The organism is Flavobacterium hauense, from assembly GCF_054457175.1.
This window is the reverse complement of the sequence record NZ_JBTKVX010000005.1, coordinates 152920-169717: the sequence shown is the minus strand read 5'-3', so window position 1 is coordinate 169717 and position 16798 is coordinate 152920. Positions and strand designations below refer to the sequence as shown.

The following is a 16798-nucleotide window of genomic DNA, read 5'->3' as shown; positions in this document are numbered from 1 at the left end:
AGCTGCCCCAACAGCGGCGGTTTTTTTATAAAGGCATCAAAAGCATAATCAAAGCATTTTTTTTAGTCCATTCAGCGCAACCTTTTTGTTTTTTTACATCTCTTATAAAAGTAATTAATTATTTAAAAGTGTTTAGCATCAAGGGATAATCGCATTTGTGTTTTAGTTTTGTGTAAAGCATTTTATCTCTTTTAAGGCCGGTTTTAGCAAATTGCTGGAACCGGTTTTTATTTAACACGAATATTCTCCTTTACAACAACTTTACATCTTTTGTAAAAATACTTAAACCGTAACTAAGCTCTTACAAATATCTAATTTTTAAATAATTATTTAATTCACTATAACGTTTTCGTTTTAAAAACAAAGGTTTTTCAATAATTAATCGATTAAAAGACTGATTAAATCGACAAAATGTAAAAAAAGTAAAAAATACTTGCCTAAAAATTACGGTTGGTATTTATTTTTTAGATACTTTTGTCCCGCTTAAATATTTAGTATTGACTTTCAACACCTTAAATACTAAACTTTAACATTTCCCTCCACCAGTTATAACGTTTTCGTAGGCCTGAAAAACCAATGCGTGCATAACATCTTTAAATCCAAAAGATCTATTAGCCCGTAAATGAGCCCGTAATACCGCTAATTGTCATGCATTTATATATGGCGAAAAGCAAAAGAGAGAGTACAGCAGAAGCTGTAGTATGATGAAGGAGAAGGTGCTGAAGGAGTACTAAGGTTTTCGGAGACTGTAACATTGTTAAAGAATCCGGCAGTATGAAAAGATTATAGGATTGCTTAATAAGCATTCTGCAAACTTGTAATGCTGCATCAAAATTAAATAATGAAACAAGCACAAATTTTGCTTAGCGTTATCATGCTAATGTTTTTAAACGTTAACGCCCAGCAAGAAAACAATTGGTACTTTGGCCGTATGGCCGGATTAAATTTTAGCTCAGGCAGGCCGGTAGCCATAACGAGCAGCACAATGAGCACAATGGAAGGCAGCGCTTCTATATCTGACACGAACGGAAACATATTGTTCTACACCGACGGCATAAGCGTTTGGAACAGACTTAACCGAAAAATGCCTCACGGAACCGGATTACTCGGTGACCAGTCTACAACCCAGTCGGCCGTAATTGTTCCTAAGCCAGGCTCGAACACCCATTATTACATTTTTACCGCCGATGATGCAGGAGGCCCTAACGGCCTAACCTACTCTGAAGTAGACATGAACGCAGATAATGGTAAAGGCGATGTAATTAGCCTGAACATAGCACTAATAACTCCGGTTACAGAGAAAATTACAGCCGTATATCACGCCAATGGATCTGATATATGGATTACTACCCATCAATGGGGCGGCGATGCCTTTTACAGTTTCAGGGTTAGTTCAGCAGGTGTAAATTCTACTCCGGTAGTAAGCAACACAGGCCTTGTTATTGAAGGCACACTTAATTCAGGACATTATGCAGGATGGATGAATATATCGCCCGACGGAAAAAAACTCGCTTCAGCAAGTGGCCTTTTTGCCATAGAGCTTTTCGATTTTGACAACCAGACAGGAAAAGTAAGTAACGCAACGGTATTAAAAACACCTGCAAAATGCTATGGTGTTGAGTTCTCCCCCGATAGTAAAATATTATACAGCACCAGCGACGGTGCGGTATTACAGTATCAATTAAATTCTGCAAATATTGCTGCTTCGCAAACCTCTATAGGTGCTGTAGATGTTGCAAGTTCTATAAAGCTGGGTCCGGACTCAAAGATATATGTGGTAAGCAAATATCTTTCCACATCACTATCGGTCATCAATAACCCAAATGCTATTGGCAAAGATTGTAATTTCGTTCAGAATGCAGTAGACCTTGGTGGAAAAGAAACCTTTGTAGGCTTGCCTAACTTCTTAATCTCTCCTTACTATGTAATTGATATTGATGCAAAAAATGATTGCGATGATACAGCAGTATCTTTTGAAGCAATTGGCACTCTTGAAAATGAGGACGTTATATGGGATTTTGGAGACGGCAACCAGTCTACCAATGCTGTTACAACACATAGATATGCACAATCAGGCACCTATACTGTAAATCTAAAATCAAGAAGACACACTACTGTGCGCTATTTCTCGAAGCAAATTACTGTACTTAAAGCTCCTGTAGCAGGCACACCTGATGCGATGTATACCTGCGGCACCAATGGCACAGGTACTTTTGACCTCGCCGCGCAAAATGCTGCTATACTAGGCAGTCAGCCGGCAGGAGGCTATACAGTAAGCTATTATGCCACACTACTAAATGCTCAGGAAAAGAATAATCCACTCCCCCTATCATATACCAATAGTAGCAATCCGCAAACAGTCTACGCCCGCATATCCAGAAACAGTGGCGTTTGCTATGACACAACCTCCTTTACGCTTAATGTTGCCCCTAGTCCGGTTTTAGAAATGGAAGATAATTATAGTTTGTGCGAAGGGAGTTATACAGTGCTCTCTGCCCCTAAAGGGTTTGACAGCTACAAATGGACATTTGATGGCAAAACAGTAAAAGAGACTTCTCAAATGAGTGTTTCTAAACCAGGAACATACACCCTTACAGTAACTAAAACAACCGGTACTATTACATGCGATGCTACAAAAACTATACTTGTGACTGAATCGCAAAAACCAAAAATAAAAACCATTGAAGTAGACGACTGGTCTGACTATAACAACAGCATAGACGTTGTCATGGCATCATTGGGCGAATACGAATATTCTATCGATGGTGTAAGCTACCAGGGTAGCCCACGGTTCAGCAACCTTGAGCCGGGTATATATACTGTCACTGTAAAGAATGATTGTGGCCAGGCCGAAGATGAAATAGTACTGTTGATGTATCCAAAATTCTTTACGCCGAATGGCGATGGAATACACGACAAATGGCAGGTGAAACATGCTTTTTTTGCCAACGATGTTTCTGTAACCATTTTTGACCGCTATGGCAAGATCATAACCGCATTTAAAGGTAACAGTTCAGGCTGGGACGGTACTTTTAATGGCAATAATCTTCCGGCAAATGATTACTGGTTTGTAATAAACCGTAGCAATGGAAAAGAATATAAAGGGCATTTTTCCCTTATACGATAAAAAATGCAACTTATTACTAATCAGATTTATAAAGTATTTATTTGTTAAATAAAGGTGTTTTGTGCAGTTCGTCGAGTTTTTATGTTAAGAATAAAAAAATTCAATGTTAATATAAATTAAATGAATAGCTTAGTGCTTCATTAACAAAATTTTAAGATGTAAATTTGGTTATATAATTTAATACCTCCCCCACATGCATACCTTTTTATTACTGGTGGGCTTTTTTACCACCATGCTTTTTTTTCTTATCGATAACAACATGTTGCCCGGCATAACCATAGCCCAAAAATATATAATCACAAAGCTGGAGAAAAATAAAAGAAAGGAACTTGAACTTCAGTTGGAATTTGAGAAGCTCATAAACTCATATCAGGCCTGGTCTTTGAAAGCTTTCCCCGATGAAGATATCACCTATCGTGAATATATCGAATTACTTAAAGAAAAGTCCAGCATAGAATATTCAGATGCTGAGTTTAGCAGGCTAAAATCAAAACTAAAAAAAAACCAGTTGCTTGATTACATTGACAAAATCAAAAATCAGGAAGAAGCTGTAATTGCACTTCAGGCAAATATTGCCTGTCAAAAGAAAAACCTGCAGCTCCTTACTGTAGCAAAGGCATCATAAATTTCGTACTGTTTTTAAACTATAAAATTCTTTTAAAGAGTGGCTTCATAAGAGTTTCCTCATTAAAAGGATTTTGTACTTTCTGCATCCCCTTAATTTACTGGGCAAAGCATTTTTGTTGATAACCTCAGCACTGTTTTAACAGAAAAAGAGATGCCCTTTTCTTAATTTGCTTCAGGCAAAAGGGACAAAAAAATGGAAAAGGAAAAGATCAAAGGACAGGGTGCGGTTACCAATATTCACAATCACTTTATTAAAAACCGCTATGAGACATCCATATACCAGGATGATTATGAAGAGGAGATCGCCAAGACCCGTGTTTTGGAAGTCTTCCCCAAGACCATTGTCAATCCTGTAAAAAGTCCCGACCTCTCCATGGCCTACTCCATGAATCCTTATCAGGGATGCGAGCACGGCTGTGCCTATTGTTTTGCACGCCCCACACACGAATACTGGGGTTATAGTGCTGGAGTAGATTTTGAGCGCATCATAATGGCAAAAAAGAATGCGCCACAACTGCTAGAAAAGTTTTTTCAGAAGAGAGGCTACAAGCCCGAGCCCATACTCATGTCAGGCAATACCGACTGTTATCAGCCCATTGAGCGCAAACTCGAAATTACAAGGGGTCTGTTGCAGGTATGCCTAGACTACAGGCACCCTGTACATGTACTTACAAAAAATGCGCTTGTAACCCGTGACCTGGATATACTGACAAAACTTGCCGAGAAAGAGCTTGTTACCGTTTCGCTAAGCATACCCACCATAAACGAAGATTTAAGACGCAAGCTCGAGCCAAGAACCTCATCGGTAAACACTAAACTGAAAGCTCTTGAAACACTCTCAAAAGAAGGCATCCCCACCCATGTAATGGTTGCCCCCATGATTCCGGGACTGAATACTCCTGAGATACTCCCAATCGTAAAAACAATTGCCGAATTAGGCGCGCAGAGTTTTGGGTATACGCTTGTGCGTCTTAATGATACGGTAGAACCTGTTTTTATCGATTGGCTCGAAGAGCATTACCCCGACCGCAAAGAAAAAGTATTACACCAGATAAGCGATATGCATGGTGGGAAACTCGGCGAAAAACAGGTCTTTAAACGCCGCACCGGAGAGGGTAATATTGCCGATATGATACATACCAGCTTTAAGATAGCCCGAAAGAAATTCTTTGGCGGTAAAAAAGAGATGCCGCCATTGGCATTGCATCATTTTGATGGCACTAAAGGTGAGCAGCTGAGTCTTTTTTAGACTATAACGAACGTTTGTCATTGCGAGCAAAACGCAGTGGAGCGTGGCAATCTAAACAAGATTGCTTCGTCGTATCTCCTCGCAATGACAAAAACTAAATATTATTCAATCAAAAAACAATACTCTTAATTATCATCTCAGCATGTACACGGCTGTTCTCGATAAACCATTTATGGGTTTCAAGACCGCCACATACCACTCCGGCAAGATAAAGACCTTTTACATTGGTCTGCATAGTATCGGGATTGTAAGTTGGCGTGGAATAAACACCATCAGAAATAGCAACACCCGCTGCTTTTAAAAACTCCAGGTCCGGGCGGTAGCCGGTAAGTGCCAGTACAAAATCGGCTTCAAGGAGGACTTCGCCGTCAGGTGAGTTTATGATCACTTCATTTTCGGTAATCTCTACGATCTCCGAATAGAAATGCGCTTTGATACTGCCTTCGGCAATGCGGTTCTCTACATCAGGCTTTACCCAGTATTTCACGCGGTCATTTATTTCGCCCTTACGGATCACCATGGTAACATCGGCACCTTTGCGGTAACACTCCAACGCGGCATCTACCGATGAATTGTTAGCGCCCACAACAACTACTTTACGAAATGCATATTCATGCGCTTCTTTGTAATAATGATGCACATGGGGCAGGTTTTCGCCCGGTACTTCCATGTACATTGGGATATCATAGAAGCCAGTGGCGATAACCACATTTTTAGATGTGTAATTTGCTTTGCTTGTGTTCACTGAGAAAACATCACCATTCCTGGCTACAGCCTCTACTCTTTCAAACAGATTAATGTTCAGGCTGAAATGGCGCAGTATGTTTCGGTAATATTCTAATGCTTCCTGTCTGCCTGGTTTTGGGGCAATGCAGCTAAATGGCACACCACCTATCTCAAGCCTTTCGGCGGTAGAAAAGAATGTCATATACAACGGATAGTTGAACAGGCTGTTTACCAATGCTCCTTTTTCAAGGATTAGGTAATTAAGGCCTTTTCTTTGCGCTTCTATTCCACAGGCCATGCCTATCGGTCCGCCACCGATTATGATCAGGTCGTAGGTTACTTGTTCCATAACGTAAACGGATTATTGCTCAGGTAAGCATTGTAATAACGTTCATCTCCCGTAACCTCTTCACCCAGCCATAACGGCTTTTCAAAAGCTTCGTTTTCATCAGAAAGTTCTACCTCAGCTATGGTAAGTCCGGCGTTGTCGCCAAAGAATTCGTCAACCTCAAAAATATGACTCCCAACTTTTACCTCATAGCGTATCTTGTCGATGCTTCCTTTTTCGCATAACGCCAAGAGCTGTTCGGCATCGGCTACGGAAATTTCTTTTTCCCATTCCATACGGCTTGTACCACTGTTGTTGCTTTTGCCTTTTATGGTCAGGAAACCCTGACTGCCTTTGGTACGTACACGCACGGTTCGTTCAGGGTTAGAATTCAGGTAGCCCTGAGCTATTCGTTTTTGGGTAACAGCCTCATTTTTATAGGCATCGGTAAGCACGAGGAATTTGCGTTCAATCTCAATCATGTTCTTTGGAAATAATAGCTAAGGTAGGGAATTGCGGGGAGATTGTCTCACCCCAGGCCCTACTCCTTTGGAGAGAGGTTGGGATAAGGCCTACTCTTAACCAAATCCTAAATCCTTCCTGTTACAAGGTTTTCCGGGATATGATTCGTATTTTTACGTTTCAGCCCTTACTAAAGCCCATGAAGCTCAGGAAAACTAAACAACGTATCACGCTAAAAGGTTTCTTCGAAACTAATTTTGACAAAAACAATCTGTGGGAATTTAAAGCCCAGGAAACCGATCTGCTGGCACAGCTGGTCTATATTATCCGCCCAAGCAACCCTAAAGCAGTACAGTCGATAGATCTCGGTGAACTCCTGCATGAACTTAAAGAAAACCTAACTTTTCGCGAGGGGCTGTCCCGTTACATCAGCGGACTTATAACCCATAAGAAATTCAACAAAATACTTACTGATGCCGGTATCCTCACCAATGCCGATTTTATATATGAGGTAAGGAAACGCCTTTTTGCCAAACTCATTCCGGAACAGCCTGAAAAAAACACATTGGAATACATACTGAATCAGGTATTCTTTTACAAAACCGATCCCGTCTGGATTAACAAAATACCGCTTCAGCAGGTCGAGCAGCTTTTTGACCTGCTTAAATTCAGGACTATCTATGATGACAGCAAATCAGGCAGTCCTCTATCTGAACTGGTTTTTGCCATAGAAGTACTCATACACCGCATCGCCGGACGTGCGCTGGAAACCGAGGTTATCGCCATGGTACCCGAGTATGAAAACCTCGAAAGCCCTTTTCTTGCCTTTCAGAAAGAGTTTGCCGACATCAGCGAAAAACTCCTCGGAAAAGAACAAAATTTTGTCACCCCGGATGATCTCGGCTATAAGCAATTGCTACTATTACACCGACAATGCTCTAACTATGTAAATACCGCTTTTAAGAACAGTGAGAAATTTGGTATTTCACTGCACGTAAACCAAAGCCTGTTGCGCATCAGGCAGCAGCTGGAACGTCTGGAGACACTCTTGCCACTTTTAGTAGTTGACAAACCGCAAGATGCCAAACAAAACAGCATCCTGATCGCTAAAGACCTGATCGCTTATAATTGCGACAAGAACAATGTTAGGAAGCTTATAAATGAAAGTACGCAGCTTGTATCGTATGAGGTTACACAGCACACGGCAAAAACAGGAGAGCATTATATTACCAAAGACCGTAAGGAATATTTTAGCATGTTTTGGAGTGCTTTGGGCGGAGGTGTAATTGTGGGTATCTTCTGTATCTTTAAAATATTCCTTTCTAAAATGGACACGAGTATTTTTGGACATGCCTTTTTTTACAGCCTTAATTATGCGTTGGGGTTCATCATCATTTATGTAATGGGTTTTACACTGGCCACAAAACAACCTGCCATGACAGCATCGGCACTGATAAGTGCACTTGAAGCCGACAGCAAAAACAAAGGCCTGCACGACGACGAGAAACACAGGGCATTCGCCAAATTTTTTGCCAGGGTATTCCGCAGCCAGTTTATAGCATTTGTAGGCAATGTTATAACAGCTTTCTCCATTCCGCTGTTAGGGATATGGCTCATAGACATCATTTTCGATTATAACCTTGCCCTTACAAAATGGTATCATCTCATACGCGACCTGAGCCCTATACACTCTATGGCTGTGCTGCATGCTGCCATTGCGGGTATATTCCTTTTCCTCTCGGGGATTATTGCCGGAGCCGTAGCTAACCGTGACAAATACCAGCATATTTATTACAGGATACAGGAACATCCACTGCTAAAGATGAGCCTGGGACGTACCCGCACAAAAAAGATTGCCGATCTCTATGAAAAAAAATGGGCAGGTATCATTTCCAACTTTTGGTTTGGGGTGTTTATGGGGACTACAGCCCCTATTGGGATCTTTCTGGGTTTGAATCTCGATGTAAGGCACATTACCTTCTCCAGCGGAAACTTTGCCCTGGGGCTATATGGTGCCAACTGGAATGTAGCTACTGATGCTATTGTATGGGGCATTGTGGGTATTGTAATTATAGGAATGGTAAACTTTCTCGTGAGCTTTGGCCTTTCTATGGGACTGGCATTCCGTTCCAGGAATATACCATTATCTGAAATAAGAATAGTGGCAGCTTCAATCTGGAAATACTTTAAAAAAGAGCCTTTATCATTCTTCTTTCCTCTCAAAACAAAAAACAGCGATTAAAATCAGTGCTTCCCAATGTTTTCGATCTGGTCAGACACTACAATAGTTTGCTTGTAATCGTTATTGGCAAGCCACAGCATGGCTTTTGCAACGGTCAATGCCTTAATGCTCCTGTATTTGGCAGCACCGCCAAATAAAAGCGGATTAATAAGCCACATAAAGCCTTCTGCTACTTTTTCGACAATGCGGTTATCCTTTCTGTTGGCCAGGATAAGAGAAGGCTGCAGAAGGTGAACTTTAGGGATATTCTCAGACAGGACAGCATCCTGCATTTCGCCTTTGGTGCGATTATAAAAAATACTGCTTTCTGCATCAGCACCAATAGCCGATATTACTATATATGTTTTAATACCATTAGCCGCGGCAAGTTTGGCAGCGTTTACAGGGATACCATAATCAATATCATGATAGGTTTTCTTATCGGGAGTTTTTGCCTTTGTAGTTCCTATGCAGCAATAAACTTCATCGCCAGTAAAAACATAATCCTGTTTTTCAAGCTGAAAAAGATCAATAAGGTGCTCTTCGATCTTAGGGTGAAGATTATTTACAGAGGAACGCGCAAAAAGTTTAATCTTTTCGTAGCGGCTATCTGCCAGCAGTAATTGGAGGAGTTCACTACCTACAGCCCCGCTTCCACCTAAAAGTATAGCGGTTTTTGGCATAGTTGTATTGTTTTTTTGTTTTCGGTAGTATGAAGTTACAAAAAATAAGTTGAAAACACTGTAAATTAAGCCAATAACCGATGTACAGCCATCTGAAACGGATAATCAGTGAAACTTTATGAGATGCAATTCTCTAACTTTTCTGCTTTTAATTAATTTTACAACATGGAAGCCCCTGAAGAAAAAGAACTACGCCTCCGAAAGATTATACACGTAGACATGGATGCATTTTATGCCTCGGTAGAGCAGCTGGACAACCCGGAACTGCGTGGCAAAGCCGTGGCTGTAGGGGGTGGCGAAAGCAGGGGTGTAGTATCGGCAGCGAGTTATGAGGCACGGAAATTTGGCGTTCGCAGTGCCATGAGCGGTTTTCTTGCCAAGAAAAAATGCCCCCACCTTATTTTCGTCAGGCCCAGGTTTGACCGCTATCGTCAGGTTTCACAGCAAATACGGGAGATATTCCATGAGTATACTGACCTTGTAGAGCCACTTTCGCTCGATGAGGCCTATCTTGATGTTACCCAGAATAAAAAAGGCAATCCGAGTGCCACAATGATTGCACAAGAGATACGCCAAAAAATACTCGAAAAAACAGGGCTCACTGCCTCGGCAGGGATATCCATCAATAAGTTCATTGCCAAAGTTGCCAGCGATTACAATAAGCCTAATGGCCAAAAAACGGTAAACCCCGACGAAGTTCTCGACTTTCTCGAAAAACTGGCCATCGGCAAGTTTTATGGCGTAGGCAAAGTGACTGAAGAAAAAATGTACCAATTAGGCATTTTTACCGGTGCCGACCTGAAACAAAAATCGGTTGAATATTTAACGGAGCATTTCGGGAAATCAGGAGCCTATTATTACCATGTGGTACGTGGCATACATAACGGACAGGTAAAACCCGACAGGACGGTAAAATCTGTAGGAACGGAACATACTTTTTTTGAGAATCTGGTATCTGAGGTATTCATGCTCGAAAAGCTGGAACTAATTGCCGATGAACTGGAACGCCGACTCAAGAAAAAGAAGATTGCCGGAAAAACCGTAACCCTGAAGATAAAATACAGCGACTTTACTGTACAGACGCGTAGCAAGACAATGGCTTATTTCATCTCTGACAAAAGCCTTATCCTCGAAACGGTTAAAGAATTATTGTATCAGGAAAAACCAAAGGATTCCGTACGCTTATTGGGCATCTCACTCAATAACCTGAACACGGAAGAATCGGGTGTTAAGAAGCCCGTTGCTGTACAGCTGAAGTTTGAGTTCTAAGCAGTCTTCAGTCGCAGTTTTTAGCATCATAATCAAAAAACACCCCTAGCCCCTCTCAAGAGAGGAACCTGCTTCACTCAGATTTAAAAGCAATCGTGGCAGAGCATGAGTGTTCCTCTCTTGAGAGGGGCTAGGGGTGTGTTAGAACAAAAAAGCCGCCCAAACAGGACGGCTTATATATATTTTCGTTAGCAAACTACTTCCACTTCACAGTTTCCATGATATTCCTCATATCATCCCTTAGATAGCTTGCTGCCGGCATGATTGAGTCGAAATTGGGCTTGGCATAAAAATATACCGATCCCGAAAGAAAATGATGCAGGCTGTCGGTTACATAGAACTGCGCATTGGTTGCTGCATTTCCACCCACTTCATAAAACATTCCATAGGCTTTTTTCTCAGGGTTAAAATACGGCTGTTCACGAATGTCATCTGCCTTTACAACCTGTTTATAAGTCAGTTTCTGAGCATCTCTAAGCAATTCATCAAGGTTACCGTTTACAGGCTTATAGTTAAGGTAGATAGTAGCCTTCATTTTTGGATAATGAATCTCAAGATTACTACAGTCTTTACCCGGCTTTAGTTTAGCCAGAGAGTTATATCCAAAAGTATATGGGCAAGGCTGCTCAAGCGGCACATATTTACCCATAGGGTAATCCAGCCTTAGGTAAGCCTCTGGTTTAGGCAGGGTTTCTCCGCCACAGCTAACAACCATTATTGCAACAGTTAGCATACCTATAAAACCCGTTAATCGTTTAATATTATTCATTTAAGTGTAACCTTAATTTGTTTTATCCTTCTCTTATCAACTGATTCGATGGTAAAGATATTGCCATTAAAGCTAATTTTTTGTCCTTTTTTCGGAAAATTACCCCATATCTCTAAAAGAAAGCCCGCAAGGGTTTCGGCTTCGCCTTTGGCAGCTTCAAATTCTTCCTCTTCAATATCGGTTATCCTGTAAAAGTCCTTAAGGCTTATTTTCCCGTCAAACAGGTAGTTATGGTCATCAATACGGGTATAGATAATATCCTCATCATCAAACTCATCACTTATATCGCCTACTATTTCCTCTAATATATCTTCAAGCGATATAAGTCCTGAAGTACCACCATATTCATCGACTACAATGGCAAGGTGGTTTTTCATGGTCTGGAATTCCTTTAGGAGGTTGTCCAGCTTTTTATTTTCGGGCACAAAAAATGGCTCGCGAATGATAGCCTGCCAATCAAAATTGTTGTTATCTATATGCGGAATAAGGTCTTTAATGAACAGTACCCCTTCTATCTGGTCGATATTGTCGCGGTAAACAGGGATACGTGAAAAGCCTTTATCTACGATCTGCGGCATTAATGCTTCGAAAGATGTTTCAATATTCAGTGCAAAAATGTCAATCCGCGGACTCATAACCTGCTTCACATCAGTATTCCCGAAGGAAACGATACCTTCCAGTATCTTTTGCTCCTCGGCGGTAGCATCGCCATAATCGGTAAGTTCCAGTGCCTGAGACAGCCTGTCTATTGAGAGGCCATTACCCTGTGCCCCCACTCTTTTGTGAAGCTTTACCGTAAGTTCACGCATGGGCACGCTTAGCGGAGACAGTAGCTTATTAAGTCCAAAGAGCACATAACATATCCTATTGGCAAATTTAGTATTGTTCCTGCCGGCATATAGCTTGGGAACCACCTCACCAAACAACAGTACCAGGAATGTAATAACGATTACCTGAACCATAAAACTAAGCCACGGAATGGTAATACCGCCAAACAACGAACCGCTTATCCTGAAGAAAAGGATAATGATCGCTATATTAATAAATGTATTGGTAATAAGAATCGTGGCCTGGAGCTTTTTAGGCTTTTCAAGAAGCGAAACAATAAGGCTGCCACGTTTGGGGCTTTTTTGGCTCATTTTTTCCACATCCTGTGGTGTGAGCGAAAAAACAGCTACTTCGGTGCCTGATATGAATGCAGAACATACAAGTAGAAAAAGAATTCCTGTTACGCCGCAAATGAGGCTGTAATCTAAAAAGGTGTAACTCGAGGGGTCGGGGTCCAAAACAATGGGTGTTCGTTAAACATTAAAATGGCAGGTCGTCGTTAGGTGCCGGCACATTTACATCATAATTCGGTTTTGCAGGCTCATTCACGGCTTGTGACGAAAAACTCTGCTGCTGCTTGTGGTCAAGCTCTTTTTTAGTGGTAAGGAAAGTAAATTCCGTTACCTGTATCTCGGTCGTATATTTAGTAGAACCGTCTTCACCCTGCCACTGGCGGGATTTGATTCGGCCTTCAACATATATCTTATCGCCTTTGGTCAGGTACTTTTCGCAGATCTCCGCCGCTTTGTTGCGCACTACAAGGTTATGCCACTCGGTAGAGGTTATCTTTTCGTTCGTCTGCTTATTGATATAGATCTCGTTGGTAGCCAATGGAAAACGCCCAATGCAATTACCGCCTTCAAAATAATGAAGCTTTACATCGTCGCCCAAATGCCCTATCAGCATCACTTTATTTAACGTACCGTTCATGGTTTGTACTGATTAGTTCAATCAAATATACCACTTTTAACGCTTACTCCAATAATTCTCAATAAAATTATGGATAACGATGGGAAACGGATACTCTTTTAGCACATCTGCAGGGATTGCCCCAGTAACTTCTTCATTAATAGCAACTTCTAAAAAACGAATATGAAGATGCTGGTGCGACAACTTGTGTATCATAACATCTGTAAGAAGCGTAACTTTTTTTGGAACAAAGCCCAGACCTTCAAATTTTTTGATGCTTAGTATTGCATCCTCCACAGAAGTAAGGCTTTCGGTTTCCAACAGCGGAAACTCATATAAGTTATGCCAGATGCCTTTAGCAGTGCGTTTTTGGACAAGGCTATAGCCGCGGCTGTCTTTTACCACAATATAATTAAAGTACCTATTGGTCACTTTTGTCTTTTTAAGCTTAACCGGCAGCTCTCCCACCCTGCCCGTCGTAAAAGCTACACAATGGACATTGAATATACATATAGCGCAGTCCGGACTTTTGGGCACACATTGCAATGCACCGAATTCCATCATGGCCTGATTGAATTCAGAAGCCTGTCCCTTTGGCATCAGCGAAGCTGCAAGTTCGGTAAATTGTTTTTTGGCTCCGCCGGATGAAATATCGGTATCAATACCAAATACACGGGATAGCACACGATAAACATTACCATCAACAACAGGAACACCCTCGCCATAAGCAATAGATGCTATCGCGGCCGCAGTATAATCGCCCACTCCTTTTAACTTTAACAGTCCTGCATAGCTATCCGGGAAATTTCCATCCATTTCAAACGCCACCATTTTTGCCGTAGCGTGAAGATTTCGGGCACGGGAGTAATATCCCAGTCCCTGCCATAGCTTTAGCACCTGCTCTTCGGGTGCGGCAGCCATGTCCTGAACGGTAGGAAAAGCGTCGATAAAACGTAAAAAGTAGGGTAAACCCTGTGCTACACGGGTTTGCTGCAGCATTATTTCTGACAGCCAGATAGGGTATGCGCCCGTGGTTTTTCGCCAGGGTAAATCGCGCTTATTTTGTAAATACCAATGAATTAAAGGCTTAGAAAACTCCATAATAGTGTACCAGTGCACAAAAGTAAAAGTTTATGTTATTAAATTTTAATAGATTAACCTTGAATTATTGTTTTTTTAATTCTTATATTTGCACTCTCAAAAAAATACACAATCATAAATTAGAAAGAAAATGACGAAAGCAGACATCGTAGCGAAAATTTCGGAGAAACTTGGACTTGAGAAAGGTGATGTACAAGCAACAGTTGAGTCTTTTATGGAAGAAGTAAAAAACTCTCTTGAGACTGGTGACAATGTATACCTTAGAGGTTTTGGAAGTTTTATCATCAAAACGCGCGCTGAAAAAACAGGTAGAAACATTTCAAAGAATACTACCATTAAGATTCCTGCTCACAACATCCCGGCATTCAAACCTGCAAAGATCTTTGTTGACGGAGTAAAAACAAATACTGAGGCTAAAGTAAACTAATTATTAACCACCTAACCCTTTTCAATTATGCCAAGTGGTAAAAAAAGAAAAAGACATAAGGTAGCAACGCACAAACGTAAGAAAAGAGCGAGAGCTAACCGTCACAAAAAGAAAAAGTAGTTCTAAACTACTTTTTCTTGTTTTAAAAGAATTTAAAGTTCATTGAAAAAAAGGATATTAGATTTTAGACCTTAAGTTTTAGATTTTGCCGTACTATGCGCTGAAAACTGAGACAGGGACTGGAAACTTTATCCTATGGGTACTCAAATACCTGTAAATTAATGTTTAATCCATCTGCTTCCGGTTAACGGTTGGCAGTTATAAGTTAACAGTTTCAGCCTTGCGCTGTGAACTGTAAACCGTAAACTGTAAACTATCACCTTGCGGATAAAAATGTACAGTGTGAACAAAGAATTAATTATTCGATCTGGTTCTGACGCGGTAGATTTTGCCTTATTAAAAGATGGAAAACTAATTGAATTGCACAGCGAGCGCGAAGACAAAAACCAATTTAACGTTGGTGACATCTTCATAGCAAAGATCCGCAAACCCGTGGCCGGCCTTAACGCCGCCTTTGTAAATGTAGGTTTCGAAAAAGATGCCTTTTTACATTACCACGATTTGGGTCCTAACCTGGCCTCGATGCTGAAATTCATAAAACTTGTAAGCGCAGGTAAAGTAAAAGATTACTCACTGAAAAACTTTCCTTTTGAGAAAGAGATAGACAAAGATGGTTCCATAGGCGACGTGCTTAGCGCCAATCAGTCTGTTCTCGTTCAGGTGGTTAAGGAACCCATATCTACCAAAGGGCCGCGTATAAGCTCTGAGCTTTCACTGGCAGGAAGATATGTTGTTTTGGTTCCCTTTTCAGACAGGATCTCTATTTCTCAGAAAATAGAATCCAAAGAAGAAAAAGACCGCCTAAAGAGACTCGTGCAGTCTATCAGGCCAAAAGGATTTGGAGTAATAGTGAGAACGGTAGCAGAAGGCAAAAAAGTAGCCGAACTGGACAAAGACCTGCAAAACCTGCTGGACAAATGGACAGGAATGTGCAAACGACTGCCAAGCGCCCATCACCCAAGCAAAGTACTGGGAGAAGTTAATAAAGCTTCGTCTATACTTCGCGACGTATTCAACGATACCTTTACCGGTATTTATGTGGATGATGAGGACCTGTATTACCAAACAAAGGACTATCTGCAGGAGATAGCTCCTCAAAAAGCGAATATCGTAAAGCACTACCAAAGTAAAGAGCTGCCATTGTTTGAAAAATATAACATAGAAAGGCAGATTAAAACCTCTTTCGGTAAAACGGTATCCATGAGCAAGGGGGCCTATTTGATAATAGAGCATACCGAAGCCCTGCACGTTATCGACGTGAACAGTGGCAACCGCTCAAACAAGGCTTTAAGCCAGGAAGATACCGCCCTCGAAGTAAACCTTATAGCCGCCGCAGAGATTGCGCGACAGCTGAGACTAAGGGATATGGGAGGGATTATAGTAGTCGATTTCATAGATATGGGAAATCCTGACAACAGGAAGAAACTCTATGATTTCCTTCGCGAAGAAATGAGCGACGATAAAGCAAAACACAAGATCCTGCCTCCTAGTAAATTTGGACTGATCCAGATTACAAGGCAAAGGGTAAGGCCTGAAGTTAATATCAAAACCAAAGAAGTAGACCCGAACAGGGTAAACGGCGAAATTGAAGCCCCTATTCTTGTTATTGACCGCATAACGGCCGACCTGGAAAGAATTATGAAGACCCACAAAAAGATCGTGCTTAACGCACACCCATTTGTGGCCGCATACCTAACAAAAGGTTTCCCTTCTATACGTTCAAAATGGTTTTTTGAACATAAGAAATGGGTAACGATCATACCTCGTGACGCTTACACGTATTTAGAATACCACTTTTTTGATAGCAAAGGAGACGCTATCGCAGAATAACAAGAACCGCCCCAACGATGTTGAGGGCGGTTTTTTTATGCCAAAAAAATTTTGTGATAATGTGGTTTTCCGTAAAAAAATTAACAGGATTTTATTTAGGTTTGTCATACCAAAACAATCAA

General features: G+C 41.2%; 14 protein-coding genes. 7 read left to right on the top strand and 7 right to left on the bottom strand.

Going from position 1 to position 16798, the window contains the following annotated elements; all coding sequences use genetic code 11:
• The first annotated feature begins 841 nt into the window (after nt 1-841).
• From ACX0HA_RS05045 to ACX0HA_RS05035, 3 genes are all read left to right on the top strand, one after another.
• Nucleotides 842-3127: a T9SS type B sorting domain-containing protein gene (locus ACX0HA_RS05045; protein WP_458844178.1), complete on the top strand. Its 2286-nt coding sequence runs from the start codon at nt 842-844 to the stop codon at nt 3125-3127.
• Nucleotides 3128-3320: 193 nt separating this feature from the next.
• Complete coding sequence (locus ACX0HA_RS05040; protein ID WP_458844177.1) at nt 3321-3752, top strand: hypothetical protein; 432 nt, start codon at nt 3321-3323, stop codon at nt 3750-3752.
• A 195-nt stretch (nt 3753-3947) separates the two neighbouring features.
• A complete protein-coding gene (locus ACX0HA_RS05035; protein WP_458844176.1) occupies nt 3948-5003 on the top strand; it encodes a PA0069 family radical SAM protein in 1056 nt (351 codons plus the stop codon).
• A 109-nt stretch (nt 5004-5112) separates the two neighbouring features.
• Here ACX0HA_RS05035 and ACX0HA_RS05030 read toward each other — a convergent pair whose 3' ends face one another.
• Both ACX0HA_RS05030 and ACX0HA_RS05025 read right to left on the bottom strand, forming a co-directional pair.
• Complete coding sequence (locus ACX0HA_RS05030) at nt 5113-6078, bottom strand: YpdA family putative bacillithiol disulfide reductase (RefSeq protein ID WP_458844175.1); 966 nt, start codon at nt 6076-6078, stop codon at nt 5113-5115.
• Entirely contained in the window at nt 6066-6539 is a 474-nt protein-coding gene (locus ACX0HA_RS05025) for a CYTH domain-containing protein (protein ID WP_458844174.1), read from the bottom strand. Before ACX0HA_RS05025 ends, ACX0HA_RS05030 begins: the two co-directional genes overlap by 13 nt.
• Nucleotides 6540-6718: 179 nt before the next feature.
• Between ACX0HA_RS05025 and ACX0HA_RS05020 the strand changes: the two genes are divergently transcribed.
• Nucleotides 6719-8761: a site-specific recombinase gene (locus ACX0HA_RS05020; protein WP_458844173.1), complete on the top strand. Its 2043-nt coding sequence runs from the start codon at nt 6719-6721 to the stop codon at nt 8759-8761.
• Nucleotides 8762-8763: 2 nt separating this feature from the next.
• Here the strand turns inward: ACX0HA_RS05020 and ACX0HA_RS05015 are convergent, their stop codons facing one another.
• Nucleotides 8764-9423 (bottom strand): NAD(P)H-binding protein, encoded by a 660-nt coding sequence (locus tag ACX0HA_RS05015; RefSeq protein WP_458844172.1) that lies wholly within the window; start codon nt 9421-9423, stop codon nt 8764-8766.
• Nucleotides 9424-9588: 165 nt separating this feature from the next.
• Here ACX0HA_RS05015 and dinB point away from each other — a divergent pair, with 165 nt between their 5' ends.
• Nucleotides 9589-10692 carry a DNA polymerase IV gene (gene dinB / locus ACX0HA_RS05010; protein WP_458844171.1) on the top strand — a complete coding sequence of 368 codons (1104 nt, stop codon included), beginning with the start codon at nt 9589-9591 and terminating at the stop codon, nt 10690-10692.
• Between the two features lie 196 nt (nt 10693-10888).
• On the opposite strand, the gene gldD is transcribed toward dinB, so the two are convergent.
• The 4 genes from gldD to mutY are packed head-to-tail and all read right to left on the bottom strand — an operon-like array spanning nt 10889 to nt 14299.
• Nucleotides 10889-11461: a gliding motility lipoprotein GldD gene (gene gldD, locus ACX0HA_RS05005; protein WP_458844170.1), complete on the bottom strand. Its 573-nt coding sequence runs from the start codon at nt 11459-11461 to the stop codon at nt 10889-10891.
• Nucleotides 11458-12747 (bottom strand): gliding motility-associated protein GldE, encoded by a 1290-nt coding sequence (locus tag ACX0HA_RS05000; protein WP_458844169.1) that lies wholly within the window; start codon nt 12745-12747, stop codon nt 11458-11460. The genes gldD and ACX0HA_RS05000 overlap by 4 nt, the downstream gene beginning before the upstream one ends.
• A 22-nt stretch (nt 12748-12769) precedes the next feature.
• Nucleotides 12770-13219: a single-stranded DNA-binding protein gene (locus ACX0HA_RS04995; protein ID WP_458844168.1), complete on the bottom strand. Its 450-nt coding sequence runs from the start codon at nt 13217-13219 to the stop codon at nt 12770-12772.
• A 36-nt stretch (nt 13220-13255) separates the two neighbouring features.
• The gene (mutY, locus tag ACX0HA_RS04990) at nt 13256-14299 is read right to left on the bottom strand and encodes an A/G-specific adenine glycosylase (protein ID WP_458844215.1); all 1044 of its coding nucleotides are present in this window, start codon (nt 14297-14299) and stop codon (nt 13256-13258) included.
• 130 nt (nt 14300-14429) lie between these two features.
• On the opposite strand from mutY, the gene ACX0HA_RS04985 reads away from it, so the two are divergent.
• Together ACX0HA_RS04985 and ACX0HA_RS04980 are read left to right on the top strand one after the other, a co-directional pair.
• Nucleotides 14430-14726: an HU family DNA-binding protein gene (locus tag ACX0HA_RS04985; RefSeq protein ID WP_057671073.1), complete on the top strand. Its 297-nt coding sequence runs from the start codon at nt 14430-14432 to the stop codon at nt 14724-14726.
• Nucleotides 14727-15128: 402 nt separating this feature from the next.
• Nucleotides 15129-16676, top strand: coding sequence for an Rne/Rng family ribonuclease (locus ACX0HA_RS04980; RefSeq protein ID WP_458844167.1), 1548 nt, complete (start codon nt 15129-15131; stop codon nt 16674-16676).
• The last annotated feature ends 122 nt before the right edge of the window (nt 16677-16798 follow it).

Bases quoted from the DNA above. Each gene is read 5' to 3' on its own strand.
- ACX0HA_RS05045 (WP_458844178.1), top strand. From the start codon at position 842: ATGAAACAAGCACAAATTTTGCTTAGCGTTATCATGCTAATGTTTTTA.
- ACX0HA_RS05040 (WP_458844177.1), top strand. From the start codon at position 3,321: ATGCATACCTTTTTATTACTGGTGGGCTTTTTTACCACCATGCTTTTT.
- ACX0HA_RS05035 (WP_458844176.1), top strand. From the start codon at position 3,948: ATGGAAAAGGAAAAGATCAAAGGACAGGGTGCGGTTACCAATATTCAC.
- ACX0HA_RS05030 (WP_458844175.1), bottom strand. From the start codon at position 6,078: ATGGAACAAGTAACCTACGACCTGATCATAATCGGTGGCGGACCGATA.
- ACX0HA_RS05025 (WP_458844174.1), bottom strand. From the start codon at position 6,539: ATGATTGAGATTGAACGCAAATTCCTCGTGCTTACCGATGCCTATAAA.
- ACX0HA_RS05020 (WP_458844173.1), top strand. From the start codon at position 6,719: ATGAAGCTCAGGAAAACTAAACAACGTATCACGCTAAAAGGTTTCTTC.
- ACX0HA_RS05015 (WP_458844172.1), bottom strand. From the start codon at position 9,423: ATGCCAAAAACCGCTATACTTTTAGGTGGAAGCGGGGCTGTAGGTAGT.
- dinB (WP_458844171.1), top strand. From the start codon at position 9,589: ATGGAAGCCCCTGAAGAAAAAGAACTACGCCTCCGAAAGATTATACAC.
- gldD (WP_458844170.1), bottom strand. From the start codon at position 11,461: ATGAATAATATTAAACGATTAACGGGTTTTATAGGTATGCTAACTGTT.
- ACX0HA_RS04995 (WP_458844168.1), bottom strand. From the start codon at position 13,219: ATGAACGGTACGTTAAATAAAGTGATGCTGATAGGGCATTTGGGCGAC.
- mutY (WP_458844215.1), bottom strand. From the start codon at position 14,299: ATGGAGTTTTCTAAGCCTTTAATTCATTGGTATTTACAAAATAAGCGC.
- ACX0HA_RS04985 (WP_057671073.1), top strand. From the start codon at position 14,430: ATGACGAAAGCAGACATCGTAGCGAAAATTTCGGAGAAACTTGGACTT.